Raw genomic sequence first — 25,031 nt, 5'->3', positions numbered from 1 at the left:
CGAAGTTTTCAAAGGAGACTGCCATGAACTGGGACCAAGTCGAAGGCAAATGGAAGCAGTACAAGGGCAAGGCCCTGGAAACCTGGGGCGACATCACCGACGACGAGTTCGATCGGGTTGCCGGCAAGCGGGACCAGATGGTCGGCCTCGTGCAGGAAAAGTACGGCAAGGCGAAGAATGACGCCGAGCGTGAGGTGGATGCCTGGTTCGAACGGCTCTGATCCCTCGCAGGTATCTGTGACCCATGGAAAGGCGCGTCTTCGGACGCGCCTTTTTCGTTACCTATCTTTTTTCGCGCACTGCTGGAACTGATCGTCGATCAACGGGTTGGTTCTGCATCTGAAGATCGACTGAAAACTCCACTTGGAAAAAGGAGACCCCCATGTTGGGTTGGGCCGTAACATTTCTTGTGATCGCGCTTGTCGCTGCTGCACTTGGCTTTGGCGGTATCGCCGGGACCTCGGCAGGCATTGCGCAGATCCTGTTCTTTGTCTTCATCGTCCTCTTTGTCGTGGCGCTGATCGCGCGCGCCGTCCGGGGCCGCCCGCCGCTGTAAGTTGCGGCGATGCGCCCATGCAAAACCTCGGGCCCCGATGGCAACATCGGGGCCAAATGCATTCTTGGGGGGATCGGCCCCCAGGAATGCACCTTAAGGGGCGATTCCCGGTAGCCGAGTTGCCCTTGAAAAACGTCCAGCAAGCTGCCTGCCAAGGACAGTTGCGCCGCGCCGCAGCGCGCGCAAGCCGCAGCGCAGCAAGCACAAATTAAAAGAAAATCTATATTCTTCATATGTTTGCAGCCAAGCTCTGGATGGCGGACACCACACATTCGCATTTTACATATAGTATTACTTTTGCTACCGTTGTCGAAGGTCGGCGAGTGGAGACGCCTTCCGCAAAATCCTTGGGAGGAATCATGAAAATCATCAAGACGCTCGCGCTGGCCGCGGGCATCGGAGCACTGTTGTCCTCGGCCTCCTATGCCGAGGGTCTGTCGGGCAAGGTCATCGGCTTTTCGCAGATCGGGTCAGAATCCGGTTGGCGGGCCGCAGAAACCTCGGTCACCAAGGCCGAGGCGGAGAAACTGGGGATCGACCTCAAGTTCGCCGACGCCCAGCAAAAGCAGGAAAACCAGATCAAGGCGATCCGCGGCTTCATTGCACAGGGCGTGGACGCCATTCTGGTGGCCCCGGTCGTGGCGACCGGTTGGGAAGAGGTGCTGACCGAAGCGAAAGAGGCGAACATCCCGGTCGTGCTGCTTGACCGTGGAATTGACGCCCCGGAAGACCTGTACCTGACCTCAGTCGCGTCGGATCAGGTCAAGGAAGGTCGCGTGGCCGGTGAATGGCTGGTGGCCGAAGTGGGCGACCGGCAGTGCAACGTGGTCGAACTTCAGGGAACGGTTGGATCGTCGCCAGCCATCAACCGCAAGCAGGGCTTCGAGGAAGGCATCGCTGGCGCGGCCAATCTTGCCATCATCCGCAGCCAGACCGGCGATTTCACCCGCTCGAAGGGCAAAGAGGTGATGGAGGGCTTCCTCAAGGCCGAAGGCGGCGGGGCCAACATCTGTGCGGTTTATGCGCACAACGATGACATGGCCGTCGGCGCGATCCAGGCGATCAAGGATGCGGGCCTGAAGCCGGGCAGCGACATTCTGGTCGTTTCGATTGATGCCGTGCCAGACATCTTCGCCGCCATGGTCGCGGGCGAGGCGAACGCGACGGTGGAATTGACCCCCAACATGGCAGGCCCGGCCTTTGCCGCATTGGACGCCTACCTGAATGCCGGGACCGTCCCGGAAAAGTTCATCATCACCGAATCCAAGCTTTACACACCTGCCGACGATCCGCAGGGCGAGTATGACCGCCGCAAGGGTCTGGGCTACTAAGTTTCCTCCCGCCACGTCTGTCGGCCGGGGCAACCCGGCCGACAGAAATTGCATGTGGCGGTCAAAAGCGGAACAGTGGCAGGCAGGGATAAAGGGGATCGGCATGGCATCAGGGGATGCGCCCGTGGTCGAGGCGCGTGGGATCGTCAAGATCTTTGGCCAGCACCGGGCTTTGGACGCGGTCGATTTTGCGGTGCACGCCGGCGAAGTGCATGCCCTGCTTGGCGAAAACGGGGCGGGGAAATCCACCCTCATCAAGATCCTGACCGGGGCATACCAGCCCGATGGGGGCGAGATTCTGCTGGATGGGCAACCGTTGCGGTTCAACGATCCCCTGCACGCCCAAGGCCACGGTATCGGCACGGTCTACCAGGAGGTGAACCTGCTGCCCAACCGTTCGGTGGCCGAGAACCTGTTTCTGGGCCACCAGCCCACCCGCTTTGGCATTGTGCAACGCAAGCTGATCGACCGCCGCGCGCGCGAACTTCTTGCGACCTATGGTCTGGAAATCGATGTGCGGGCCGAGTTGGGCAGCTACTCGGTCGCCGTCCAGCAGATCGTCGCCATCGCCCGTGCCGTGGAGCTTTCGGGCAAGGTCCTTGTGCTGGACGAACCCACCGCCAGCCTTGATGCCAATGAAGTGGAAAAGATGTTTCAGGTGGTCGCCCGCCTGAAGGAACGCGGCCTTGCGATCATCTTCATCACGCATTTTCTGGATCAGGTCTTTGCGATTGCCGACCGGGTGACAATCCTGCGCAATGGTCGGCTGATCGGCACTAAGGCCTTGTCGCAGCTTACCGCAACCGAAGTGGTCCGGATGATGCTGGGCAAGGACCTTGCCCATGACCATCGCGCCATCGGCATCGCCGAAAGCGTTCAGGGTCCAACCCGGGTCGAGTTTCGCAATGTTGGCCGGGTGGGACGCGTGGCCCCCTTCACCCTGACCCTGCACGAGGGCGAGGTGGTGGGTGTTGCAGGCCTTCTTGGCTCGGGGCGGACCGAGATGGCCCGACTGATGTTCGGGGTCGATCCGTCTGACAGCGGTGAGGTCAACATCGGCGGCAAGACCGTGACGATCCGCAACCCGGTTCAGGCCGTGGCGGCGGGCTTTGGCTTCTGTCCCGAGGATCGCAAGCTGGACGGGATCTTTGGCGACCTTTCGGTGCGCGAAAACATCATCATCGCGCTTCAGGCGAAGCTGGGATGGTTCCGGGCCCTGACCCGGGATGAACAGGATGAAATCGCCGGGCGCTATGCCGAAGATCTGGACATCCGCGCCGCCAACCATGACATGCCGGTCAAGCTGCTGTCGGGGGGCAACCAGCAAAAGGTCATCCTTGCGCGCTGGCTGGCGATCGACCCGTCGTTCCTGATCCTCGATGAACCGACGCGCGGTATTGACGTAGGCGCGCATGCGGAAATTGTCCGCACGATCACCCGGCTGCGCGAGGAAGGGTTGGCGTTGCTGGTGATCTCGTCCGAACTTGATGAAGTTGTCGCCTATTCCAACCGTGTAGTGGTGATGCGGGACCGAGAGATGGTGGCCGAACTGAAGGGCGAAGACATCGCCCCGTCCGTCATCGTTGCGGCAATCGCGGCAAACACCGGCGTGGGCGAGGGTGCGGCATGAAGCGGCTGAACTGGAAAGGCGCGCTCTTGCGCCCGCAATTCGCAGCGCTGGCCGCGGTGCTGTTCATCAACTGGCTGCTGTTCCCCGGGTTCTTCGACATCACATGGCAGGATGGTCGGCTGTTCGGCAGCCTGATCGACGTGCTGAACCGGGGGGCTCCGGTCGCTATTCTGGCCATCGGCATGACGGCGGTGATCGCCACCAAGGGCGTCGATCTGTCGGTCGGCGCGGTCATGGCGATTGCCGGAGCCGTCGCTGCGGTCATGGTCACGAATGGCACCCCCGCCATGGTCGCGGTGGCCGCAGCCCTGCTTGTCGGCCTCTTGTGCGGCCTCTGGAATGGGGTGCTGGTGACGTTCCTTGATATCCAGCCGATCATCGCCACGCTTGTGCTGATGGTCGCCGGGCGTGGCCTTGCCCAACTGGTGACCGAGGGGTCCATCGTCACCTTCTCTGACCCGGTCCTGATCTTCATCGGCACCGGGTCCCTGCTTGGCCTGCCCATGCCGACAGTGATTGCGCTGTGCCTGATGGTCATCGCCACGCTTGTCGTGCGCCGTACCGCGCTGGGCCTGCTGATCGAAGCGGTTGGCGTCAACCGGTCCGCCGCGCGCTTTGCGGGGATATCGAGCCGCCTGTTGCTGCTGCTGGTCTACACCTTCGCGGGCTTCTGCGCGGCCACAGCGGGGCTGATCGTGGCCGGTGACATTCGGGGCGCGGATGCAAACAACGCCGGGCTCTGGCTGGAGCTTGATGCCATTCTGGCCGTGGTCATTGGCGGGACCTCGCTGCTGGGCGGCAGGTTTTCGATCCCGATGGCCGTGGTCGGCGCCATGATCATTCAGGCGATGAACACGGGCATCCTGATCTCGGGCTTTTCGCCGCAGTTCAATCTGGTCGTGAAGTCCGGGGTGATCATCCTGATCCTGATGCTGCAATCGCCGATGGCCAGCCAGTGGCTGTCGCGCCGCTTTGCCCCCGCACCCCTTCGGAAAGGCAAGTCCACATGAACCGCGCGATGCGTCCGCTTCTGGCCACCACGGCGATTTTTGCGCTGGCCTATCTGGCTGCCATCCTGCAGTTCCCGGCGATGCTGTCGACCCGGGTGCTGGGCAACTTCCTGACCGACAACGCCTTTCTTGGCATTGCCGCAGTGGGGATGACCTTTGTCATCATCTCTGGCGGGATCGACCTGTCGGTCGGGGCGGTCATCGGGTTTACCACCGTGTTGATCGCCACGCTGATCATGTGGGCGAATATGCATCCGCTGCTGGCATTTGCGATTGCGCTGGTCGTCTCGGCCGCCTTCGGCGCGGTCATGGGGGCGGCCATCCACTACCTGAAGGTGCCGTCCTTCATCGTCACCCTTGCCGGAATGTTCCTCGCCCGCGGTGGCGCGTCGGTCTTGTCACCTGACAGCATCGGGATCACGCATGAGGTCTACACCACCATCTCCAAAAGCTACATTCTGCTTCCCGGCGGTGGTCGTCTAACGATCATTGGCTTGGTGATGCTGGCGGTCTTTGCCGTCTGCATGGTTCTGGCGCATCGCACCCGGTTTGGGTCCTACGTCTACGCCCTTGGCGGCAATGAAACCTCGGCCGCGTTGATGGGTGTGCCTGTCGCCCGCACCACGATCCTGATCTATACGCTGTCCTCGACGCTGGCCGGGCTCGCCGGAATTGTATTCTCGCTCTACACATCGGCCGGGTATTCTCTGTCCGCCCTTGGGGTGGAACTTGACGCCATTGCCGCAGTGGTGATCGGTGGCACGCTTCTGACCGGCGGATACGGCTTTATCGCGGGCACCTTCATCGGCGTGATGCTGCAGGGTCTGGTGCAAACCTACATCGTGTTCGATGGCACCTTGTCCAGCTGGTGGACGAAGATTGTCATCGGCGCGCTATTGTTTATGTTCATCCTTCTGCAGCGACTGGTCTTTTCGGCCTCGGCGCGTGCGCCCGGCAGAAAGGCCCTTTGGAAGACGTGACATGAGCGAACCGGGGAGCTTGGTGCGTTTGCTCTCCGGGCGGCAAACTGCGCGGAATTACCACTCATATGTGATTACCGAAGTGGGCCTTGGCATCGCAGGGGGCCGTTTTGCCGTCGGCACCATCCTGCCAAACGACGCTGAGATGATGGACGCCTACGGCGTCTCGCGCACCGTTTTGCGTGAGGCGCTGAAGACGCTGGAGGCGAAGGGGCTGGTCGAAGCGCGCGCCAAGGTGGGCACCCGGGTGCTGCCGCGCAGTCGGTGGAATCTCTATGACCGTCAGGTGCTGGCCTGGATCCTTGAAGCCGGGCCGGACGCCGCCTTTCTGGCAAGCTTTGTCGAACTTCGCGAAACCATCGAGTTGCAGACAGCGGCGCTTGCGGCCGAACGGCGCAGCGCCGAACAGCTGCGGATGCTGGTCTACTGGCTGCACCAGCGCAACGCCACCAGTCGCATGGCCGAACCCTTCGCTTTGGCTGAGTTCGAATTTCACCGCACGCTTTGCGAGGCCACCCAGAACCCCTTCCTGCGCGCGGCCTCAGGGCTGGTCGAGTTCGGGGTCGTTCAGGCCACCGCACCGCGCATCGCCGCCGGGGTCGAAGATCTTGCCGCCCAGAAGGCACCACACTATCAGGCCATGGCCGATGGCGTCGGGTCTGGCGATGGCGCCCTGGTTGCCAAGTCGATGGCGATGGTCCTTGCGATTGACCGGGCTTGGATCTTGAACAGATCACAGGACTGACCCGGCACCGCAGGTTGACGGTCGCCTGACTTCCGACCTCAGGATCATCCCGCAAGGGGCAGGGTCAGGGCCTGAATTTCATGCGCGATCCGGGCTGCGGTCGGGGGCAGGACCGACCTCGCCCGGGTCACCAGCCCGAACGGCTCTACTTCGATCCCCAGATCGACAGCCAACTGGGTGTAGGGGCTGTCAATCGGCTGCGAAAAGCTGTTGGCCACGGCCAGCGCCAGCGGGGCAATGGCATTCGATTGCTGCAGCAAGGCGAAGGTCAGCAGGAACGACGCCGTGGACAGCCGCTGCGGCGGCGCTTCAACCCCATGCGCTTGCAGGCGTCGCAGCACCGTCCGCGTCAGCAGCGACTCGGGCGGAGGCATGATCCAGTCATAGTGCAGCAAGTCCGCAACGGTCGGGTTCGGGTGTTGCGCCAGCGGATGTCCGCGCCTTGTGACCAGCGATACTGGTTCCGGCGCGATCTGTGCGATGGTCAGCAAGTCTCGGCTGGGCCCTTCCGGCAGTCGGCCAATGGCAAAGTCGATCCGCCCGGACAAAAGGTTTTCGCACAGCACATCCGACGGGCCCACGATCACTTCGAAGGTCACTTGCGGGGCGGTCAGCCGGGCGTTGCGCAGCACGGGCAGAACCCGGTCAATCGCGGGGCCGGTGACGGACCCGATCCGCACATGTCCGACCCCGCCTGACGCCGCTTCGGCCATGTCACGGGCGGCATCGCGCAGTTCCAGCTGGATGCGTTGCGCCCGCAACGCAAAGGCCTGCCCCACCGATGTCAGCGACATCCCCCTGCCGGTCCGGTGGTGGACCGGCTCGCCCAGGATACGCTCGATCTCGGCCAGAAGGCGGGATGCGGCGGGTTGGGCGATCCCGATCTGCGCTGCCGCAGCCGAAATCTGCCCGGCTTCGGCCAGCGCCGCCATCAGCCGCAGATGCGTCAGCTTGAGACCACGGTGCGCAAGGGGGATAGCCGATTTGCCCTGTTTCATATCAAATCCGCCATGTTTGTATTCCGCTATATCATTTGACCGATATGCATTTGCCCGGCAAGAGGGGTGACACGGCTGCACCGGGGCTTTGCCTTGGCATCCGCAAGGCTATCGCCGCCACAATGGCGGCCAGGGAGGATACACATATGCAACTTTCAAGAAGGGCGCTTCTGGCGCTTGGCGGTGCTGCGGCTGCGTCATCGACGTTCACCTTGCCCGCCTTCGCGCAAGACAAGGGCACCATCGGCATCGCCATGCCGACGCAATCGTCCGCCCGCTGGATCTCGGACGGGTCTTCGATGGTCGAGCAGTTCACGGCGGCAGGCTACGCCACCGACCTGCAATACGCCGAGGATGACATCCCCAACCAGCTGGCCCAGATCGAGAACATGATCACCAAGGGCGTCAAGGCCCTGGTCATCGCCGCCATCGACGGCACCACCCTGTCCAACGCGCTGGACAACGCCGCCGCCGCCGGGATCAAAGTCATCGCCTATGACCGACTGATCCGTGAAAGCGGCTCGGTCGACTACTACGCCACCTTCGACAACTTCAAGGTTGGCGTGCAGCAGGCGGAAAGCCTTGTGGCCGGCCTGAAAGAGCGCTTTGCAGATGTGAAACCGTGGAACGTCGAACTCTTCGGCGGCAGCCCGGACGACAACAACGCCTTCTTCTTCTACAACGGCGCGATGTCGATCCTTGATCCGCTGATCGCATCGGGCGACATCGTCATCCCGTCGGGCCAGATGGGCATGGACGTGGTCGGCACCCTGCGTTGGGACGGTGCCGTGGCCCAGTCCCGGATGGACAACCTTCTGTCCTCGAACTACGGCGACAAGGCGCTGCATGGCGCGCTGTCACCTTATGACGGGCTGTCCATCGGCATCCTGTCCTCGCTCAAGGGCGTGGGTTATGGTTCGGGCGATCTGGCCATGCCGATCGTCACGGGTCAGGACTGCGAAGTTCCGTCGATCAAGTCGATCATCGCGGGCGAGCAGTATTCCTCGATCTTCAAGGACACCCGCGAACTGGCCAAAGTGACCGTTGCCATGGTCGATGCGGTGCTCTCCGGGGCTGAACCCGAGATCAACGATACCACGACCTACGACAACGGGGTCAAGGTCGTGCCGTCCTACCTGCTGGCCAGCCAGCCTGTTGACGCCTCGAACTACGAGGCGGTTCTTGTCGGTTCCGGCTACTACACCGCCGAGCAACTGCAGTAATCTGATTGCCCGCCCTTGCCATAGCAGGGGCGGGCAACCGCAGGGGGGAACCATGGCACCACTTCTGGAAATGCGGGGGATCAGCAAGGTCTTCCCCGGCGTGCGGGCGTTGGACAACGTCAGCCTGACCGTCGAACCCGGCGAGATTCATGCGATCTGCGGTGAAAACGGCGCAGGCAAATCCACGCTGATGAAGGTGCTGTCGGGCGTTTATCCGCATGGATCCTATGAGGGGGATATCCTCTACGACGGTCTGCCGCTGACCTGCCGGAACATCCGCGACTCCGAAGATCGCGGCATCATCATCATCCATCAGGAACTGGCTCTGGTGCCGCTTCTGTCGATTGCCGAAAACCTGTTTCTGGGCAACGAGGTTGCAAAGCGCGGCGTGATCAACTGGGCCGAGGCGTTCCAGAAAACCGAAACCCTGCTGCGCAAGGTCGGCCTGAGCGAGGCCCCCACGACCAAGGTCGAAAAGCTGGGTGTGGGCAAGCAGCAGCTGATCGAGATCGCCAAGGCATTGGCCAAGGATGTCCGCCTGCTTATCCTTGATGAACCCACCGCCGCCTTGCAGGAAAACGACAGCCAGAAGCTGCTTGACCTGATGCTGGAGCTTAAGGCGCAAGGCGTCACGCAGATCATCATCAGCCACAAGCTGAACGAAATCGGCCGCGTGGCCGACCGGATCACCATCATTCGGGACGGGGCGACCGTATCGACGCTGAACAAGGCGGATATCTCGGAAGACCGCATCATCCGCGACATGGTGGGCCGCGACATGGCGCATCGCTACCCTGACCGCACCCCCAACATCGGCGAAGTGCTGATGGAGGTGAAGGGCTGGAACGTCTGGCACCCGGACCAGAAGGACCGGCAGATGATCCACGACGCCAGCTTCCATGTCCGCAGGGGTGAAATCGTCGGCATTGCCGGGCTGATGGGGGCCGGACGCACCGAACTGGCGATGAGCCTGTTCGGACGCAGCTATGGCCAGACCATCTCGGGTCAGGTCACGCTGGGCGGCAAGGTTGCCGATACCTCGACTGTGGCGCGGGCCATCGACGCCGGGCTGGCCTATGTCACCGAAGACCGCAAGGTCCTTGGGCTGGTGCTGGAAGAACCCATCGTCCGCAACATCACGCTGGCCAACCTGTTTGGCGTATCCAGCAAGGGCGTCCTCAGCCTGCGCCGTGAAACGCAGGTGGCGGAAGAGTACCGCCGCGCGATGAATATCCGCACGCCCGGCGTCATGCAGCGCGTCGTCAACCTGTCGGGCGGCAACCAGCAGAAGGTCGTGCTGTCGAAATGGTTGTTCACCGATCCGCAAGTGCTGATCCTGGATGAGCCCACTCGCGGGATCGACGTCGGTGCCAAGTTCGAAATCTACGGCATCATGAACGACCTTGCCGCACAGGGCCGCGGAGTCGTGATGATCAGCAGCGAAATGCCCGAGCTTCTGGGCATGTGTGACCGGATCTACGTGATGAACGAAGGTCGGATCGTGGGCGAGCTTGCCCGATCCGAGGCGAGCCAGGAAAGGATCATGGCCTTGATCCTGCAAGCAGAAGGGAAAGCCGCATGAGCGAGGCGAGAGGTCTCAGTTCGCATCTGGGCGGGCACTTGCGCGAAAACGGGATGCTGATGGCGCTGGTCGCGATCGTCCTGTTCTTCGTCGTGGTCGTCCGCGTGTTCGAAGATGTCGATTTCCTGTCTGCGCAGAACATCACCAACCTGTTCCTGCAGAACTCCTACGTCATCATCATGGCCCTTGGCATGCTGCTGGTCATCGTGGCTGGCCACATTGACCTTTCGGTCGGTTCGGTTGTCGGCTTTGTCGGCGCGGTTGCCGCCGTGCTGACGGTCAATCTGGATTGGCCCGTCTGGGCGGTGGTTCCCGCGTGCCTGTTCGTCGGCTTGCTGATCGGCGCGGCTCAGGGCTACTGGGTTGCCTACTGGCGGATTCCGTCGTTCATCGTGACCCTTGCCGGGATGCTGGTGTTCCGGGGCCTGACGCTGTGGTTGCTGGCCGGGCAGAACATCGGGCCGTTCCCGAAAACCTTCCAGTCGCTGTCCACCGGCTTTGTCCCCGACGTCTTTGGCGTCGACAAACCCAACGTGACCGCCATCGCGCTGGTCTGCCTTTGTGCGCTGGCAATCGTCATCCTTGGCTGGCAGGCCCGCAAACGCGATGCTGCCTTCGGGATCGAGCCTGAACCGATGGTGGTCTTCGTTATCCGCAACGCGGTCGTGTCAGCAGCGCTGATCTTCGTCGGCTACAAGCTGGCCACCTTCCGCGGACTGCCGAACGTGGTGATCATCCTGACCGCGCTCACCGTCCTTTACGCCTTCTTTACCGAGAACATGACCACCGGGCGCCGCATCTACGCGCTGGGCGGCAACGAAAAGGCGGCCAAGCTGTCGGGCATCAAGACCGAAAGGCTGGTGTTCCTGACCTTCTGCAACATGGGCGTGCTGGCGGCACTTGCGGGAATGATTGTCGCTGCGCGGCTGAACTCCTCCACCCCCAAGGCCGGGGCGGGGTTCGAGCTTGATGTGATCGCGGCGGTCTTCATCGGCGGGGCGTCGATGTCAGGCGGGGTCGGCAAGATCCTTGGCGCGGTCGTGGGCGCTCTGATCATGGGCGTGATGAACAACGGCATGTCGATCATGGGCATCGGCATCGACTATCAACAGGTGATCAAGGGGCTGGTGCTTTTGTCCGCCGTGATCTTCGACGTTTACAACAAATCGAAATAGGGCGGGGCCAAGATGCTGTTGTCACAAATCCTGAAACCCGATGGCAGCCTTGCCGTGGTCGCGCGTGAGGGGACGGAATCCGCCATCGTGCGCGGTGCGACCAGCACCTATGCCCTGGCGACCGAAGCCCTGTCCTTGGGCCAACCGCTTACCGCCGTCATCGCCGCGCATGGTCTGGGCGAAGCGGTTGACCTGGTGTCGCTTGCCGCGAAGGGCCACCTTGCCTTGCCGATCAGCCACCCGGACCCAGCCCATATGCACCTGACCGGCACAGGGTTGACGCATCTTGGCTCGGCCGCCACCCGTGACGCGATGCACGCCAAGCTGGACGGTGCCGAAAACCTGACCGACAGCATGAAGATGTTCCGCATGGGGCTGGAGGGCGGACGCCCCGCACCGGGCCAAGTCGGCGTGCAGCCGGAATGGTTCTACAAGGGCAATGGCCACACCGCCGTTGCCCCCGGTCATCCGCTGACCAGCCCGGGCTTTGCGCTGGATGGCGGCGAAGAGCCGGAACTGGCCGGGATCTACCTGATTGATGCTTACGGCAGTCCGGCTCGCGTTGGCTGGGCCCTTGCGAACGAATTCTCCGACCATGTGACCGAACGGATCAACTATCTGTTCCTTGCCCATTCCAAGCTGCGCGAAGCGTCTTTCGGGCCAGAGATCCTTGTCGGGGACCTGCCGCATGACGTCCGCGGCACCAGCCGCATCTGGCGGGACGGGGCGGTCATCTTCGAAAAGCCCTTCCTGTCGGGCGAAGCGAACATGTCCCACACCCTTGCCAACCTTGAACATCACCACTTCAAGTATCGCCTGTTCCGCCAACCGGGGGACCTGCATGTCCACATGTTCGGCACGGCCACCCTGTCCTTTGCCGATGGACTGGTACCCCAACCCGGCGATACCTTTGAAATCGAGGCCGCCCCGTTCGGGCTGCCGCTACGAAACCCCCTCGCCATCGCGCCTGCTGAAAGCGGCGCCGTGACTGCCAAAGCCCTGTGAGAGTGACATGACCTTCAAACCCGCCGCCTGGCCCCGCAAACTCCGCTCGCAGGAATGGTTCGGAGGCACGTCCAAGGACAACATCTATCACCGCGGCTGGATGCGAAATCAGGGTCTGCCCGCTGACCTGTTCGATGGCCGCCCGGTGATCGGTATCCTGAACACCTGGTCAGAGCTTACCCCGTGCAACGCCCACCTGCGCGATCTGGCCGAAAAGGTGAAGTTCGGCATCTACGAAGCCGGCGGCTTTCCGGTGGAAGTGCCGGTGTTCTCGGCCAGCGAATCCGCCTTCCGGCCCACGGCGATGATGTTCCGCAACCTCGCCGCCATGGCGGTGGAAGAGGCGATGCGCGGTCAGCCGATGGATGGCTGCGTGCTGATGGTCGGCTGTGACAAGACCACGCCGTCCCTTCTGATGGCCGCCGCCAGCACCGACCTGCCCTCGATCGTGGTGACCGGCGGGCCGATGCTGAACGGCCATTTCCGCGGCGAACGGGTCGGGTCCGGCACGCATCTGTGGAAGTTCTCCGAAGCGGTGAAAGCGGGCGAGATGTCCAAGGAAGATTTCCTTGAGGCCGAAGCGTCGATGAGCCGCTCTCCCGGGTCGTGCAATACGATGGGCACCGCGTCTACCATGGCCTCGATGGCCGAAGCGCTGGGGATGGCACTCTCTGGCAACGCCGCCATTCCGGCGGTGGACAGCCGCCGCCGCGTCATGGCGCATCTGACCGGGCGGCGGATCGTGCAGATGGTCAAGGATGACCTGAAACCCTCGGACATTCTGAAGAAGGAAGCGTTCGAAAACGCCATCCGCACCAACGCGGCCATCGGCGGGTCGACAAACGCCGTCATCCACCTGTTGGCCATCGCGGGCCGGGTGGGCATTGACCTGACGCTGGATGATTGGGACCGCTGCGGTCGGGACGTGCCGACCATCGTGAACCTGATGCCGTCCGGCAAGTATTTGATGGAAGAATTCTTCTACGCCGGTGGCCTGCCCGTCGTGATCAAGCGGCTGGGCGAAGCGGGGCTGTTGCACAAGGACGCGCTGACAGTGTCCGGCCAGACCGCGTGGGATCAGGTCAAGGACGTGCAGAACCACAACGAGGATGTGATCCTGCCGAAAGAAAAGGCGCTGACACAGTCCGGCGGCATCGTGGTGTTAAAAGGCAACCTCGCGCCAAAAGGGGCGGTTCTGAAACCGTCGGCGGCGACGCCATCGCTGCTAACCCACCGCGGGCGGGCTGTCGTGTTTGAGGGGATCGACGACTACAAGGCCAAGATCAACGACGAAGCGCTCGACATCGACGAAACCTGCATCATGGTGCTGAAGAACTGCGGCCCCAAAGGCTATCCCGGCATGGCCGAGGTGGGCAACATGGGCCTGCCGCCCAAGATCCTACGCAAGGGCATCACCGACATGGTCCGGATTTCAGATGCGCGCATGTCCGGCACGGCCTATGGCACAGTGGTCCTGCATACCTCGCCCGAAGCGGCGGCGGGCGGACCGCTGGCGGTGGTCCGGAACGGCGACATGATCGAACTGGACGTGCCGAACCGCCGCCTGCATCTCGACATCCCCGAGGCCGAGCTTGCCGCGCGACTGGCAGCGTGGACGCCCAGCGTGGCAGCCCCCGCCGGGGGGTATGCGTGGCTGCACCATGCCCATGTCGAAGGCGCGGATACCGGGGCTGACCTTGATTTCCTCAAGGGTTGCCGGGGTGCCCCGGTGGGCAAGGACAGCCACTGATGGCCCGCAAGATAGCCCTCGTCGGCATCGGCAAGATCGCGCGGGACCAGCATGTGCCCGCGCTTGCGGCCAGCGCTGACTGGGAGCTGGCGGCGACCGTGTCGCGTTCCGGTTCGGTGGACGGAATCGACGCCTACACCGACTTTGCCGAAATGCTCGCCGCCCGGCCGGACATCGACACTGTGTCGCTCTGCATGCCGCCCGTCCCGCGCTATGCCTATGCCGAAGCCGCCCTGCAGGCGGGGCGGCACGTCATGCTGGAAAAACCTCCGGGAGCAACACTGGCCGAAGTGCACACGCTGCAGGCCATGGCCGCTGGCAAGGGCCTGACGCTTTTCGCCACTTGGCACAGTCGCATGGCCCATGCTGTGGCGCCAGCCAAGGCATGGCTGGCCGACAAGACCGTCACCCGCGCCCATATCACCTGGCGCGAGGATGTGCGGAAATGGCATCCCGGTCAGGACTGGGTGTTCGAACCCGGCGGCATGGGCGTGTTCGATCCCGGCATCAATGCCTTGTCGATCCTGACAGAGATTCTCCCTGCTCCGGTCCATCTGACCAGTGCGACCCTGACGTTCCCTGCCAATCGCCAGACCCCCATCGCCGCCGATCTGGCGTTTTCCGGTGGCGTCACCGCCGAATTCGACTGGCGCCAGACCGGTCCGCAGACTTGGAACATCGAGGTTGACACCAACGCCGGCCCGCTTGCCCTGCGGATGGGGGGCAACCGGCTGGAACTTGGCGGGGTCGAAGTTGCGGGCGAAAACTCGATCATGGGGGAATACCCGGCGCTTTATGCCAGAATGGCACAGCTGGTCGCCGACGGGACCTCTGACGTCGATCTGTCGCCAATGGTCCATGTCGCCGATGCGCTGACCCTTGGCCGCCGCCTGTTCACCGATCCCTTCGACTTCTGACCCCACGGTGGGCCGGGCACCCCGGCGCGCCACCGATCCAAGGAAACTGACATGCTGACTGGCAAACACCTCATCGCAGGCTCCTGGCTTGCGGGTCCAGGAACCTTCGCCTCTTCCCCAGCCCATGGGCCAGCGCATGACTTTGCGGTCGGCACCCCTGATCTTGTGGCGCAGGCCTGTGCAGGGGCCGAGGCCGCGTTCCCCTCCTACGCCGCGACCAGCCGGGATCAGCGCGCCGTCTTCCTTGAAACAATCGCTGACCAGATCGACGCCCGTGGCGATGCGATCACCGAAATCGGGACGCAGGAGACCGGCCTTCCCGCCGCGCGTCTGGTCGGCGAGCGCGGGCGCACGACCGGCCAGTTGCGCCTGTTCGCCAGCCACATCCGCGCCGGTGCCTACCTTGACCGCCGCCATGACCCCGCGCTGCCTGATCGCCAGCCGCTGCCACGCCCCGACCTCAAGATGATCCAACGCCCCATCGGGCCGGTCGCCGTGTTCGGCGCGTCGAACTTCCCGCTGGCCTTTTCCGTTGCCGGTGGTGACACCGCCAGCGCGCTTGCCGCTGGGTGCCCGGTGGTCGTGAAGGGCCACTCCGCCCATCCCGGCACGAGCGAACTTGTGGCCCAAGCCATCGACGCCGCCCGGATTGCCTGCGATCTGCACCCCGGTGTCTTCAGTCTGGTGCAGGGTGGGTCCCGCAACGTGGGTGAGGCGCTGGTCACCCACCCCCTGATCCGCGCTGTCGGGTTCACAGGTTCCCTTGGCGGAGGACGGGCGCTGTTTGACCTGTGCGCCCGCCGTCCTGACCCGATCCCCTTCTTCGGCGAACTTGGCAGCGTCAACCCGATGTTTCTGCTTCCCCACGCGCTTGCCGCCCGTGGGGCTGCCATTGCCCAAGGCTGGGCTGGCAGCCTGACCATGGGTGCGGGCCAGTTCTGCACCAACCCCGGCATCGCCATCGTCATGGACGGCCCTGACGCCGACGCCTTTGTTTCGGCAGCGCATGCGGCCGTTGCCAAGGTCGGCCCCCAGACCATGCTGACCGACGGGATCGCCGCTGCATACCGCGCGGGCCGCGACAGGGTGGCAGCCGGGAAGGGGGTGCGCAGCATCCTCACGACTTTGTGCGACGCCCGTGAAGCGACGCCCTACCTGTTCGAAGTCTCGGGCGAAGACTGGCTTGCCGATCAGCTGCTTGCGGAAGAGGTTTTCGGCCCCCTTGGCGTGATCGTCCGGGTGAAGGACGCAGCCCAGATGACCCTGATCGCCCATAGCCTGCAGGGCCAGCTGACCTGCACCCTGCACCTTGATCCAGAAGACACAGCCCTTGGACAGACGCTGATGCCGGTGCTGGAGCGCAAGGCCGGTCGCGTGCTTGCCAATGGCTTCCCGACCGGGGTCGAAGTGGCAGATTCGATGGTCCACGGCGGCCCCTATCCCGCCAGCACCAACTTCGGCGCAACCTCGGTCGGCACGCTGTCGATCCGCCGCTGGCTACGGCCTGTGTGCTATCAGAACATGCCCGACGGGCTGCTTCCAAGCGACCTTGTGAGCTAAGCTTACGGCGCCGTTGCTGTCCCACAGTGTCGGCGCCTTTGGTCGCAATCCTCCGGCCCCGCGTCATGGGGCCGGTTGTTTCATCGTGGCCGTTCGCCTTGCCGCATCAGATCCCCAGCCGGTCCAGCACCCAGACCCCCATGGCCTGAACCATGTCGTCGCGCCACGACAGCGGACCTGGCCGGTAGAGAGCCGACGACAGCGCCCGCTGCTGCTTTTCAAGAATGCCGACATCTTCCCGGGCCACCCGTTCCCACCGGTCATAATAGGGCGCGGCACGGTGGGCGAAGTCGGGCTGCAGCAGGCGGCTTTCCGGGAAACAGCCGCCCACCTCCAGCACGGTGCGGTTGGCACTGACCGGCAAGGTCTTCAGCCACCACAGGCAATCTTGCGCCACGGCGAACTGCACTGTTGGCAGGACGACGGTGAAATAGGTGCCCTGCCGCGCCTCGGCATCAAGGCCGGGGATCGGGTCGAACGGCGGCACCTCATCCGTCAGCGTGGCAATCGACCGGCCCGAGATGACCTGAATGCAGATCCAGTCCCCCACCGTGGCCGGCGTGCGCGACTGCTGCGCGCCCACGGTATTTTTGTGCACGATCCCGGTGTGATACGTCTCCATCGCGTTTTCCAGGATCAGTTTCCAGTTGCAGTCCACCTCAAGGGTCATGCGCCAGGTGCAGCGCATCTTCCCAAGATCGTGGCTGGCCATGCGGTCTGGAAAATCCCCCAGATGGTCGCGCAGGCTTGGCCCGTCCTTGGTGAAACGGGCAAAGACGAACCCCTCCCAGGCGTCCAGATCCAGCGCCACCAGCCCGTTCTCGACCTTGTCGAACCCTTCGGCGTCCTTCATGTCCGGGCAGCCGTAAAGCCTGCCATCGTTCAGGTAGCTCCACGCGTGGTAGGGGCAGGTGATCCGTCCGCCCACATTTCCCGAACCTTCAAGCAGGATCGACCCGCGATGGCGGCAGTAGTTGGCAAAGCAGCGCAACTGCCCGTCATTGCCCCGGATCAGGACAATCGGCCCGCCCGGGCTGTCAAAGGCGCGGTAGTCGCCGGGGTCCGGCAGTTCTTCGGCGCGGCACAGAAAGAACCAGTGCTTCAGGAACACCTGCGCGCGTTCCGCAGCAAAGATCGCAGGGTCAGTGTAGAACCCAGCGGGCATCGACCTTGCCCGGTTCAACGGCTGGATGGCGGCCCCGATCTGGGCAGGGTCAAGAGTCATGATCGACACTCCTTGTTGTCGTCAGACTGCTGCCGGACCCGGCCGGAGGCAAGCCCATCGCACGGCTTGACTGCAAATGCCCGTGCAAAGCCAAGGCCAAGGGGATAGGGTTGGCCTAACGGCCCATCAGGGCCACCATTAAAAGGAGACCACGGCCATGGCCAAGGGCATGAACAAGCGCAAGGAAGTGAAGAAGCCGAAGAAAGAGGCTGCAAAACCAGCTGTCTCCGTGGCGTCGAGCAATGCCAAGGTCACGATCTCGACCGGCAAATCCAAGGACTGACTCGCAGGGGGGCAGGGATGCCCCTCGTGCCGTCAGAACACTTCCTTCACCGCCTCCATCGCCACATAGGTCGAGGTTGAGGCGACATTCGGTAGGGCGGAGATCACTTCGCCCAGCACGCGCCGATAAGCCTGGATGTCAGACGTGCGCACTTTCAGCAGATAGTCGAAGCTTGATGCCATCATGTGGCATTGTTCCACCTCGGGCACCAGCAGAACGGCCCTGTTGAACGCCGTAAGCGCGGCCTCGCGCGTGTCCGACAGCCGCACCTCCACAAAGGCGACATGCGCCTGACCCATGCGGATCGGGTCAAGGATTGCGCGGTAGCCGGTGATCACCCCGGCCTCTTCCAGCCGTTTCATCCGGGCCTGAGTGGGTGATTTCGAAAGCCCGATCCGCCGCGCCAGTTCGACCGCGGAAATCCGCCCTTCGGTCTGCAGCACCCGCAGGATGGAAAGATCGAAACGGTCCAGATCAGCGCGGTCAACTGACATTGGCTTTCCCTTCAGAATCCAGCCTTTCGCCTCCATAACAGGAAAGCTTCGGGAAAACAGCCTGTCCCTTTGGGTATATGCTGGGCGGAAAGCGAGGGTCCCCATGCACACCGATTCTGCCCTGTCGTCCAGGTCCGTCATCCAGACCGAAAGCCTTGCCGATGAAACCGGCCTCGTCCGCCGACTGGTGGCCGAAGCCGCCCTTGACGCCCCCGCGCGCGCAAAAATTACCGCCAGCGGGGCCGACCTTGTCACCCGCATCCGCGCCAGCGCCAAGCCCGGGTTGATGGAGGTGTTTCTGGCCGAATATGGCCTTTCCACCGACGAGGGCATCGCCCTGATGTGTCTGGCCGAGGCGCTGCTCCGCGTCCCCGATGCCGAAACGATGGATGCCCTGATCGAAGACAAGATCGCCCCCTCTGACTGGGGCCGCCATCTGGGCAAATCCGCCTCCAGCCTCGTCAACGCCTCCACCTGGGCGCTGATGCTGACCGGAAAGGTGCTGGACGATGCCGAAGGCGGCATCACCCGCCACCTCCGCGCCGCGGTAAAGCGTCTGGGCGAACCGGTCATCCGCACCGCCGTGTCGCGGGCGATGAAGGAAATGGGACGGAATTTCGTTCTGGGCGAAACTATCGACAAGGCGATGGACCGGGCCCAGGATCTTGAAGCCAAAGGCTATACCTACAGCTACGACATGCTGGGCGAAGCCGCCCGCACCGAAGCCGACGCGCGGCGCTATCACCTGAGTTACTCCCGCGCGATCACCGCCATCGCCCGCGCGGCCAAGGGCAATGACATCCGCACCAATCCCGGCATTTCGGTCAAGCTCTCCGCGCTTCACCCGCGCTACGAGGTCGCCAAACGGGCCCGCGTGATGGAGGAACTGGTACCCCGGGTCCGCGCGCTGGCCTCCCTTGCCAAAGCCGCCGGCCTCGGCTTCAACATCGACGCCGAGGAAGCCGACCGTCTTGCCCTTTCGCTGGAAGTGATCGAAGCCACCCTCTCCGACCCCGCCCTCAAAGGCTGGGACGGCTTTGGCGTCGTCGTGCAAGCCTACGGCCGCAGGGCAGGGGCGGTGATCGACTGGCTCCACGCCCTTGCCACCCGGCTTGATCGCAAGATCATGATCCGCCTCGTGAAAGGCGCCTATTGGGACGCCGAGGTGAAGCGCGCCCAAGTCCTTGGCCTGACCTCGTTCCCGGTCTTCACCCGCAAGCAGGCGACCGATGTCAGCTATATCGCCAACGCCCGCAAACTGCTGACCCTGACGGACAGGATCTATCCCCAGTTCGCCACGCACAACGCCCACACGGTGGCCGCAGTCCTGCACTTGGCGGGCGAAATCGGCGTCACCCCTCTCGACTACGAATTCCAGCGCCTGCACGGCATGGGCGAACGGCTGCATGACATTGTGCTGACCGACCAGTCCACCCGCTGCCGCATCTACGCCCCCGTCGGCGCGCACCGTGACCTGTTGGCCTACCTCGTCCGGCGGCTTCTGGAAAACGGCGCGAACTCCAGCTTCGTCAACCAGATCGTCGATGAGGACGTGCCCCCCGCAACCGTGGCGGCCTGCCCGCTGACCATGGTCGAAGGCCTGACCGCGATCCCCAGCCCCGCACTTGCAACCGGCCCCGGACTTTTCGCCCCGCGCCGCAACAGCAAGGGCTGGGACGTGACCGATGCGTCCGACCTCATGGCGATCGAGGCTGCCCGCTCTGCCCACGCCGAGGTGACCTTCGACGCCGCCCCCCGGCTTGCGGGGCGTTTTGTCGGCGGCCTGCAACAGACGGTCCTGAACCCGGCCACAGGCGCGCTCGTGGGCCATGTCCTGACCGCCGCCCAACCCGACGTAGACACCGCCCTGCGACTGGCCGAGCCATGGTCCGCCGCCGCACCGGACCGCGCCACAGTCCTCAACCGCGCCGCTGACCGGCTTGAGGCCGATCACGGCCGCATCTTCGCCCTTCTGGCGCGCGAGGCGGGGAAGACCTTGGCAGACGCCATCGCCGAACTGCGGGAAGCGGTTGATTTCCTGCGCTATTACGCCGCCGGGGCCACAGCGCTTGCAAACCCGGCCCGTGGCACATTTGCCTGCATCAGCCCGTGGAACTTCCCCTTGGCCATCTTCTGCGGCCAGATCGGTGCTGCCCTTGCCGCTGGCAATGCCGTGCTGGCGAAACCGGCTGAACAGACCCCCCTGATCGCCACGCTGGCGATTGACCATCTTCACGCCGCAGGTGTCCCGAAGACTGCGCTGCAACTTCTTCCCGGGGATGGCAGCATCGGTGCTGCCCTGACGCGTGACAGTCGCGTCAACGGTGTCGCCTTCACCGGATCGACGGCCACGGCGCAGGCCATTCGGCGCAGCATGGCCGACCATCTTGATCCCACAGCCCCCCTTATCGCCGAAACCGGTGGCCTGAACGCCATGCTGGTGGACAGCACCGCCCTGCCGGAACAGGCCGTCCGCGACATCCTTGCCTCCAGCTTCCAATCGGCAGGCCAACGCTGCTCGGCCCTGCGCTGTCTCTATGTTCAAGAGGACGTGGCCGACACGGTCACCGAAATGCTGTTCGGCGCGATGGACGACCTTGCTCTTGGCGATCCGTGGCACCTTGCCACCGACGTGGGCCCGGTGATCGACGCTGAAGCGCAGGCTGGCATCCGGTCATACATCGACGCTGCCCGAAGTGAGGGCCGCATCCTGAAGGAACTGGCCGCGCCGGGGCAGGGCACCTTCATCGCCCCCACCGTCCTGTCCGTTGGCGGCATTGCCGACATGCCCCGCGAAATCTTTGGCCCGGTGCTGCACATCGCCACCTTCAAGGCCCAGCAGATTGATGCGGTGGTCGAGGCGATCAACGCCACCGGCTACGGGCTGACCTTCGGCCTGCACTCCCGCATTGACGATCGGGTGCAACGCATTGTCGACGGGCTCCACATGGGCAACACCTATGTCAACCGCAACCAGATTGGCGCGGTTGTCGGCAGCCAACCCTTTGGCGGTGAGGGGCTGTCCGGAACCGGGCCAAAGGCGGGGGGCCCGCACTACCTTGGCCGCTTCACCATAGCCCCGACGCCGGAAGCCGCCCCCAGCGATGCAACGACGACCGTGAAAGACATTGCCATGGCGCTTGCCGCGCCGCAGCCTGCGCTTGCCCCGGTCGTCTGCGACCTTCCCGGCCCGACCGGCGAATCGAATCGCCTGATGCTGACCCCTCGTGCGCCCCTCCTCTGCCTTGGCCCGGGGCGCGAGGCCGCGCTTGAACAGGCGGCAGAGGTCCGGAGATTGGGTGGTCACGCCGTCGAAGCCCCCGGCCTTGCACCCGAAGCGCTGGCCACACTCCACGGGTTTTCCGGTGCGCTCTGGTGGGGCGATACAGATGCGGGCCGGGCCTATGCGCGGTCGCTGGCAAGCCGCGCGGGCGCGATCCTGCCCCTGATCGGCGCCCCCGACACAGGCCATGTCAGCCTTGAGCGCCACCTTTGCATCGACACCACCGCCTCAGGCGGCAACGCGCAGCTTTTGGCCGCTGTCGCTGATGCTTGACGGCCCCCCGCGGATCGGAAACTCTGCCGCCCATGTTTCCGATCCGCGATCATAATCCTTCGGGAAAAACGCCCTATGTGACGATCGCCCTGATTGCGATCAACATACTGGTTTTCCTTGGCTACTTCGTCGGCAAGAACGACTTCCAGCTGCAGTTCTTCTTTCTGGAATGGGGCCTTGTCCCCGCCCGCATCATGGCGGGCGAGGGGTATGAGACTATTGTCACCTCGATGTTCCTGCACGGCGGCTGGATGCATCTTGCGGGCAACATGCTGTTTTTGTGGATCTATGGCGACAATCTGGAAGAAGAGATGGGGCATCTTCCCTTCCTGTTCTTCTACCTTGCCGCCGGTGTTGCCGCCGCTGGCTTGCAGGCTTTTGCCGACCTGCGTTCCGTCATCCCGATGGTCGGGGCCTCGGGCGCGATTGCCGGGGTGATGGGGGGCTATCTACTGCTGTTTCCCCGGGCAAAGGTGGATGTGCTGTTCATCTTCGTGATCTTTTTCCGGATATTTGCGATCCCGGCGTGGATCGTTCTGGGCCTGTGGTTCGGGATCCAGATCTTCGCCGGCCTGTCCACCCCAAGCGATGCCGGCGGGGTTGCGTATTGGGCGCATGCGGGTGGCTTCATCGCGGGGATGGTGCTGACGGTACCGCTCTGGCTGCGGCGCGGGGCTGAGGGATACTGGAAAGCGACCCAAGGCCATCCGCCGCACCCCGAGACCCAGTTCGAGGCAGCACGCTCATCCGTGCCGATCATTCCCCGCCGCCGGAACTAGGGGCCAAAATCCTTCGAAGGATTTTGCAAAACTTTTCGAAAAGTTTTGCGCACCCGCGTGTCGTTCAGCCCCGGATCACGCCCGCGAAGGCGTCAAACAGACCATCGTTCCCGGCGATCAACGCGCCATCCAGCGGGTCTTGCCCTTTGCGCAGGCCTTCGACCATGCCACCGGCTTCCTTGACCAGCAGGATGCCCGCCGCCACGTCCCAAGCCGAAAGCTCGCGCTCCCAGTACCCATCAAACCGCCCCGCCGCGACATAGGCCAGATCCAGCGCCGCCGCGCCCCAGCGCCGCACACCCGCCGTGGCTGGCATCAACCGGGCCAAGTCCTGCAGCATGGCGGGCAGGGTGCTTTTCGCCCCAAACGGCACGCCGGTCGCAAAGACCGCCTCATGCATCGCGCGGCGGCCGGACACCCGCAGGCGGCGGTTGTCGTTCAGCCAGCAACCCGAACCCTTTTCGGCCCAGAACATCTCATCCTTCGCCGGGTCGTAAACCACAGCCGACACGATCTCGCCCTTGTGCTCCAGCGCGATCGACACGGCCCAATGTGGCATCCCGTGCAGAAAGTTCGTGGTCCCGTCCAAGGGATCAACGATCCAGCGCCGCGTCGGATCAGCCCCCGCCGCGCCCCCGGTTTCCTCGCCCAGCCAGCCGTAGGTCGGCCGCCCGCCCAGCAGTTCTTCCTTGATCAACCGCTCCGCCTCGCGGTCGGCCTTGGACACGAAATCCCCCGGCCCCTTGGTGGACACCTGCAGGTTCTCGACCTCGCGAAAGTCCTTCACCAGGCTACGGCCCGCCTTGCGCGCGGCCTTGATCATCAGGTTGAGGTTGGCCGAGCCTTGCATCATCCGCTCCCAAGCGTGGCACCCCCGGGGCGCCGTTCAAGCCCGGCTCTATAGGGGGTCGCGCGCGGGAAAGAAAGAGGCGCGGGTTATTGGACGATCTCGACCCGCATGTTGTCCATGCCTTCGGCGCGCACCATCTGGAACAGGATCGCCGCATTGTCCGGGTGCAACCGCACGCAGCCAGCCGAGGCAGGCGCCCCAAGCCGTTTGATCTGGTCGGTCCCGTGGATCGCGTAATGCCCATCGTAGAAGATCGCGTAGGGCATCGGGGCGTTGTTATAGCGGCTGGAGCGGTGGTTCTTGGACAAGAACTCGGGCGCGTAAACCCCGGTCGGGGTGATCTTCCCCGACCGCGCCGTCGACACCGACCAAGTGAACAGATGCCGCCCCTCGTGATAGACCTTCATCGTCTGGGACGAGATTGAAACTCGGGCCACAACCCGGTCAGCCAGCGCCGTCCCGGCCTGTGTTGCCCCTACTGCCAGCCCCAAGGCCAAAGCTGCGAAAAACCCGCGCATGCACATCTCCGAATACAGTGTTCAATGATTCGCAGGTTTCCATCAAACATGGGCGAGTCAATGACATTCTCAAGACAGCATGGTCAGGATTTCGCATTCTTTCCAAGGCGGTCTGGGCCTGCATCCCCGATCTTTGGCCCCTCCAGTTCCCGCAACAGCTTGCGGCGGATTGCCGGCGGATAATCCACCTGACGCGGTGCCACTTCGACAAAGGCCCCCGGCCCCCGGATCACCTCATCGCGGAAGTATCGGGTGACGTCCTGTTCATGTTCGCCCACGGCCAGCGCATTCACAACAACACTGCCGAAATCCGCCCGATCATAGGCGGTGCGAACCGAAATCCCTTCGTTGTTGCGCCCATCGCCCGCCACATCCAGCACCCGGCGCGCGCAAGGCGGGGCTTCCGCCATCAGCCCGGCACCAAAGACCAGCGCGGCCCCCAGCGCCGTTGGCAAGCGCACGTCGGGCCGCACAGTGCCGCGCAGTGCCCAGACCACGCGGTCCAGATCCTCGGGGCCCTCAAGCAGCACCCAGTCCTGCACCATCTGCTGATGCCCCGACCCGCTCCAGAAATATACCGCCAGTGCCACCTTACCTTCAGGCGAAAAGATCGCCGCCTGCACCTCGGCGTCCTGCAATGCCGTCGCCATCCCCTCGGTCTGGATCGCGTAGTCCACCGCGTCAATCGACCGTGACACGTCCACGGCAAGCGCCAGCGCCAGCCGACACTCTGCCGAAGCGGCAGTCCCCCACAGCAAAAGTGGCCAGCACAGGCGCAGCATCATCACCTCGTGCACAGAGGATATTCCGAAAGCCACAACACGCATAGCCCGGCGTCCGCTTGCCAAGCGCGCCGCTTCCCGC

Annotated in this window: 23 protein-coding genes; 17 read left to right on the top strand and 6 right to left on the bottom strand. The window is 63.7% G+C overall.

What is annotated here, in order from left to right; translation table 11 throughout:
• Positions 1 to 23: 23 nt before the first annotated feature.
• The 7 genes from EI545_RS06635 to EI545_RS06605 all read left to right on the top strand — a co-directional run bounded on the left by EI545_RS06635 (position 24) and on the right by EI545_RS06605 (position 6,252).
• Positions 24 to 221: a CsbD family protein gene (locus EI545_RS06635; RefSeq protein ID WP_125324738.1), complete on the top strand. Its 198-nt coding sequence runs from the start codon at positions 24 to 26 to the stop codon at positions 219 to 221.
• A 161-nt stretch (positions 222 to 382) separates the two neighbouring features.
• Complete coding sequence (locus EI545_RS06630; protein ID WP_125324737.1) at positions 383 to 556, top strand: DUF1328 domain-containing protein; 174 nt, start codon at positions 383 to 385, stop codon at positions 554 to 556.
• A 359-nt stretch (positions 557 to 915) separates the two neighbouring features.
• On the top strand, positions 916 to 1,887 hold the full coding sequence (gene ytfQ / locus EI545_RS06625) for a galactofuranose ABC transporter, galactofuranose-binding protein YtfQ (RefSeq protein WP_125324736.1): 972 nt from the start codon (positions 916 to 918) through the stop codon (positions 1,885 to 1,887).
• A 103-nt stretch (positions 1,888 to 1,990) separates the two neighbouring features.
• Positions 1,991 to 3,517, top strand: a complete 1,527-nt coding sequence (locus tag EI545_RS06620; protein ID WP_125324735.1) for a sugar ABC transporter ATP-binding protein — start codon at positions 1,991 to 1,993, stop codon at positions 3,515 to 3,517.
• Complete coding sequence (locus EI545_RS06615) at positions 3,514 to 4,527, top strand: ABC transporter permease (protein ID WP_125324734.1); 1,014 nt, start codon at positions 3,514 to 3,516, stop codon at positions 4,525 to 4,527. The genes EI545_RS06620 and EI545_RS06615 overlap by 4 nt, the downstream gene beginning before the upstream one ends.
• Complete coding sequence (gene yjfF / locus EI545_RS06610; protein WP_125324733.1) at positions 4,524 to 5,507, top strand: galactofuranose ABC transporter, permease protein YjfF; 984 nt, start codon at positions 4,524 to 4,526, stop codon at positions 5,505 to 5,507. Before EI545_RS06615 ends, yjfF begins: the two co-directional genes overlap by 4 nt.
• A 22-nt stretch (positions 5,508 to 5,529) precedes the next feature.
• Positions 5,530 to 6,252, top strand: a complete 723-nt coding sequence (locus EI545_RS06605) for a FadR/GntR family transcriptional regulator (protein WP_216842501.1) — start codon at positions 5,530 to 5,532, stop codon at positions 6,250 to 6,252.
• Positions 6,253 to 6,296: 44 nt separating this feature from the next.
• Here the strand turns inward: EI545_RS06605 and EI545_RS06600 are convergent, their stop codons facing one another.
• Positions 6,297 to 7,250, bottom strand: coding sequence for a LysR family transcriptional regulator (locus EI545_RS06600; RefSeq protein ID WP_125324731.1), 954 nt, complete (start codon positions 7,248 to 7,250; stop codon positions 6,297 to 6,299).
• Positions 7,251 to 7,396: 146 nt separating this feature from the next.
• Here EI545_RS06600 and chvE point away from each other — a divergent pair, with 146 nt between their 5' ends.
• The 7 genes from chvE to EI545_RS06565 are packed head-to-tail and all read left to right on the top strand — an operon-like array spanning position 7,397 to position 16,462.
• Positions 7,397 to 8,473 carry a multiple monosaccharide ABC transporter substrate-binding protein gene (chvE, locus tag EI545_RS06595; protein ID WP_125324730.1) on the top strand — a complete coding sequence of 359 codons (1,077 nt, stop codon included), beginning with the start codon at positions 7,397 to 7,399 and terminating at the stop codon, positions 8,471 to 8,473.
• 52 nt (positions 8,474 to 8,525) lie between these two features.
• Positions 8,526 to 10,055, top strand: coding sequence for a multiple monosaccharide ABC transporter ATP-binding protein (gene mmsA / locus EI545_RS06590; RefSeq protein WP_125324729.1), 1,530 nt, complete (start codon positions 8,526 to 8,528; stop codon positions 10,053 to 10,055).
• Entirely contained in the window at positions 10,052 to 11,230 is a 1,179-nt protein-coding gene (gene mmsB / locus EI545_RS06585; RefSeq protein ID WP_125324728.1) for a multiple monosaccharide ABC transporter permease, read from the top strand. Before mmsA ends, mmsB begins: the two co-directional genes overlap by 4 nt.
• Positions 11,231 to 11,242: 12 nt before the next feature.
• Complete coding sequence (gene araD1, locus EI545_RS06580) at positions 11,243 to 12,235, top strand: AraD1 family protein (protein WP_125324727.1); 993 nt, start codon at positions 11,243 to 11,245, stop codon at positions 12,233 to 12,235.
• Positions 12,236 to 12,242: 7 nt separating this feature from the next.
• A complete protein-coding gene (araD, locus tag EI545_RS06575; RefSeq protein WP_125324726.1) occupies positions 12,243 to 13,985 on the top strand; it encodes an L-arabinonate dehydratase in 1,743 nt (580 codons plus the stop codon).
• Complete coding sequence (locus EI545_RS06570) at positions 13,985 to 14,902, top strand: Gfo/Idh/MocA family protein (RefSeq protein WP_125324725.1); 918 nt, start codon at positions 13,985 to 13,987, stop codon at positions 14,900 to 14,902. The genes araD and EI545_RS06570 overlap by 1 nt, the downstream gene beginning before the upstream one ends.
• A gap of 51 nt (positions 14,903 to 14,953) precedes the next feature.
• Positions 14,954 to 16,462, top strand: coding sequence for an aldehyde dehydrogenase (NADP(+)) (locus tag EI545_RS06565; protein ID WP_125324724.1), 1,509 nt, complete (start codon positions 14,954 to 14,956; stop codon positions 16,460 to 16,462).
• Between the two features lie 106 nt (positions 16,463 to 16,568).
• Here the strand turns inward: EI545_RS06565 and EI545_RS06560 are convergent, their stop codons facing one another.
• Positions 16,569 to 17,687: an aromatic ring-hydroxylating oxygenase subunit alpha gene (locus tag EI545_RS06560; RefSeq protein WP_125324723.1), complete on the bottom strand. Its 1,119-nt coding sequence runs from the start codon at positions 17,685 to 17,687 to the stop codon at positions 16,569 to 16,571.
• 157 nt (positions 17,688 to 17,844) lie between these two features.
• On the opposite strand from EI545_RS06560, the gene EI545_RS21765 reads away from it, so the two are divergent.
• Positions 17,845 to 17,970: a hypothetical protein gene (locus EI545_RS21765; RefSeq protein WP_281275751.1), complete on the top strand. Its 126-nt coding sequence runs from the start codon at positions 17,845 to 17,847 to the stop codon at positions 17,968 to 17,970.
• 32 nt (positions 17,971 to 18,002) lie between these two features.
• Here the strand turns inward: EI545_RS21765 and EI545_RS06555 are convergent, their stop codons facing one another.
• Positions 18,003 to 18,464: an Lrp/AsnC ligand binding domain-containing protein gene (locus tag EI545_RS06555; RefSeq protein WP_125324722.1), complete on the bottom strand. Its 462-nt coding sequence runs from the start codon at positions 18,462 to 18,464 to the stop codon at positions 18,003 to 18,005.
• 103 nt (positions 18,465 to 18,567) lie between these two features.
• Between EI545_RS06555 and putA the strand changes: the two genes are divergently transcribed.
• Positions 18,568 to 22,020, top strand: a complete 3,453-nt coding sequence (gene putA, locus EI545_RS06550; RefSeq protein WP_125324721.1) for a bifunctional proline dehydrogenase/L-glutamate gamma-semialdehyde dehydrogenase PutA — start codon at positions 18,568 to 18,570, stop codon at positions 22,018 to 22,020.
• A gap of 32 nt (positions 22,021 to 22,052) precedes the next feature.
• Complete coding sequence (locus EI545_RS06545; RefSeq protein WP_125324720.1) at positions 22,053 to 22,799, top strand: rhomboid family intramembrane serine protease; 747 nt, start codon at positions 22,053 to 22,055, stop codon at positions 22,797 to 22,799.
• A 64-nt stretch (positions 22,800 to 22,863) separates the two neighbouring features.
• Here EI545_RS06545 and EI545_RS06540 read toward each other — a convergent pair whose 3' ends face one another.
• The 3 genes from EI545_RS06540 to EI545_RS06530 form a co-directional block, all read right to left on the bottom strand.
• A complete protein-coding gene (locus EI545_RS06540) occupies positions 22,864 to 23,649 on the bottom strand; it encodes an inositol monophosphatase family protein (protein WP_125327272.1) in 786 nt (261 codons plus the stop codon).
• Positions 23,650 to 23,735: 86 nt separating this feature from the next.
• A complete protein-coding gene (locus EI545_RS06535) occupies positions 23,736 to 24,167 on the bottom strand; it encodes a L,D-transpeptidase (protein ID WP_125324719.1) in 432 nt (143 codons plus the stop codon).
• Between the two features lie 83 nt (positions 24,168 to 24,250).
• Positions 24,251 to 24,994, bottom strand: a complete 744-nt coding sequence (locus EI545_RS06530) for a DUF1194 domain-containing protein (protein WP_245990317.1) — start codon at positions 24,992 to 24,994, stop codon at positions 24,251 to 24,253.
• Positions 24,995 to 25,031: the final 37 nt, after the last annotated feature.

It is taken from the genome of Tabrizicola piscis (assembly GCF_003940805.1).
GTDB lineage: Bacteria > Pseudomonadota > Alphaproteobacteria > Rhodobacterales > Rhodobacteraceae > Tabrizicola > Tabrizicola piscis.
The sequence above is the reverse complement of the archived record's forward strand: the minus strand, read 5'-3'. Positions and strand labels throughout refer to the sequence as shown.

What these genes read in the sequence shown, in the direction of transcription:
- araD1 (WP_125324727.1), top strand. Translation starts at nt 11,243, where the DNA reads ATGCTGTTGTCACAAATCCTGAAACCCGATGGCAGCCTTGCCGTGGTC.
- EI545_RS06615 (WP_125324734.1), top strand. Translation starts at nt 3,514, where the DNA reads ATGAAGCGGCTGAACTGGAAAGGCGCGCTCTTGCGCCCGCAATTCGCA.
- EI545_RS06600 (WP_125324731.1), bottom strand. Translation starts at nt 7,250, where the DNA reads ATGAAACAGGGCAAATCGGCTATCCCCCTTGCGCACCGTGGTCTCAAG.
- EI545_RS06535 (WP_125324719.1), bottom strand. Translation starts at nt 24,167, where the DNA reads ATGCGCGGGTTTTTCGCAGCTTTGGCCTTGGGGCTGGCAGTAGGGGCA.
- mmsA (WP_125324729.1), top strand. Translation starts at nt 8,526, where the DNA reads ATGGCACCACTTCTGGAAATGCGGGGGATCAGCAAGGTCTTCCCCGGC.
- EI545_RS06570 (WP_125324725.1), top strand. Translation starts at nt 13,985, where the DNA reads ATGGCCCGCAAGATAGCCCTCGTCGGCATCGGCAAGATCGCGCGGGAC.
- EI545_RS06555 (WP_125324722.1), bottom strand. Translation starts at nt 18,464, where the DNA reads ATGTCAGTTGACCGCGCTGATCTGGACCGTTTCGATCTTTCCATCCTG.
- araD (WP_125324726.1), top strand. Translation starts at nt 12,243, where the DNA reads ATGACCTTCAAACCCGCCGCCTGGCCCCGCAAACTCCGCTCGCAGGAA.
- EI545_RS06545 (WP_125324720.1), top strand. Translation starts at nt 22,053, where the DNA reads ATGTTTCCGATCCGCGATCATAATCCTTCGGGAAAAACGCCCTATGTG.
- mmsB (WP_125324728.1), top strand. Translation starts at nt 10,052, where the DNA reads ATGAGCGAGGCGAGAGGTCTCAGTTCGCATCTGGGCGGGCACTTGCGC.
- EI545_RS06540 (WP_125327272.1), bottom strand. Translation starts at nt 23,649, where the DNA reads ATGCAAGGCTCGGCCAACCTCAACCTGATGATCAAGGCCGCGCGCAAG.
- putA (WP_125324721.1), top strand. Translation starts at nt 18,568, where the DNA reads ATGCACACCGATTCTGCCCTGTCGTCCAGGTCCGTCATCCAGACCGAA.
- EI545_RS06630 (WP_125324737.1), top strand. Translation starts at nt 383, where the DNA reads ATGTTGGGTTGGGCCGTAACATTTCTTGTGATCGCGCTTGTCGCTGCT.
- EI545_RS21765 (WP_281275751.1), top strand. Translation starts at nt 17,845, where the DNA reads ATGGCCAAGGGCATGAACAAGCGCAAGGAAGTGAAGAAGCCGAAGAAA.
- EI545_RS06620 (WP_125324735.1), top strand. Translation starts at nt 1,991, where the DNA reads ATGGCATCAGGGGATGCGCCCGTGGTCGAGGCGCGTGGGATCGTCAAG.
- ytfQ (WP_125324736.1), top strand. Translation starts at nt 916, where the DNA reads ATGAAAATCATCAAGACGCTCGCGCTGGCCGCGGGCATCGGAGCACTG.
- yjfF (WP_125324733.1), top strand. Translation starts at nt 4,524, where the DNA reads ATGAACCGCGCGATGCGTCCGCTTCTGGCCACCACGGCGATTTTTGCG.
- EI545_RS06635 (WP_125324738.1), top strand. Translation starts at nt 24, where the DNA reads ATGAACTGGGACCAAGTCGAAGGCAAATGGAAGCAGTACAAGGGCAAG.
- chvE (WP_125324730.1), top strand. Translation starts at nt 7,397, where the DNA reads ATGCAACTTTCAAGAAGGGCGCTTCTGGCGCTTGGCGGTGCTGCGGCT.
- EI545_RS06565 (WP_125324724.1), top strand. Translation starts at nt 14,954, where the DNA reads ATGCTGACTGGCAAACACCTCATCGCAGGCTCCTGGCTTGCGGGTCCA.
- EI545_RS06560 (WP_125324723.1), bottom strand. Translation starts at nt 17,687, where the DNA reads ATGACTCTTGACCCTGCCCAGATCGGGGCCGCCATCCAGCCGTTGAAC.
- EI545_RS06530 (WP_245990317.1), bottom strand. Translation starts at nt 24,994, where the DNA reads ATGCGTGTTGTGGCTTTCGGAATATCCTCTGTGCACGAGGTGATGATG.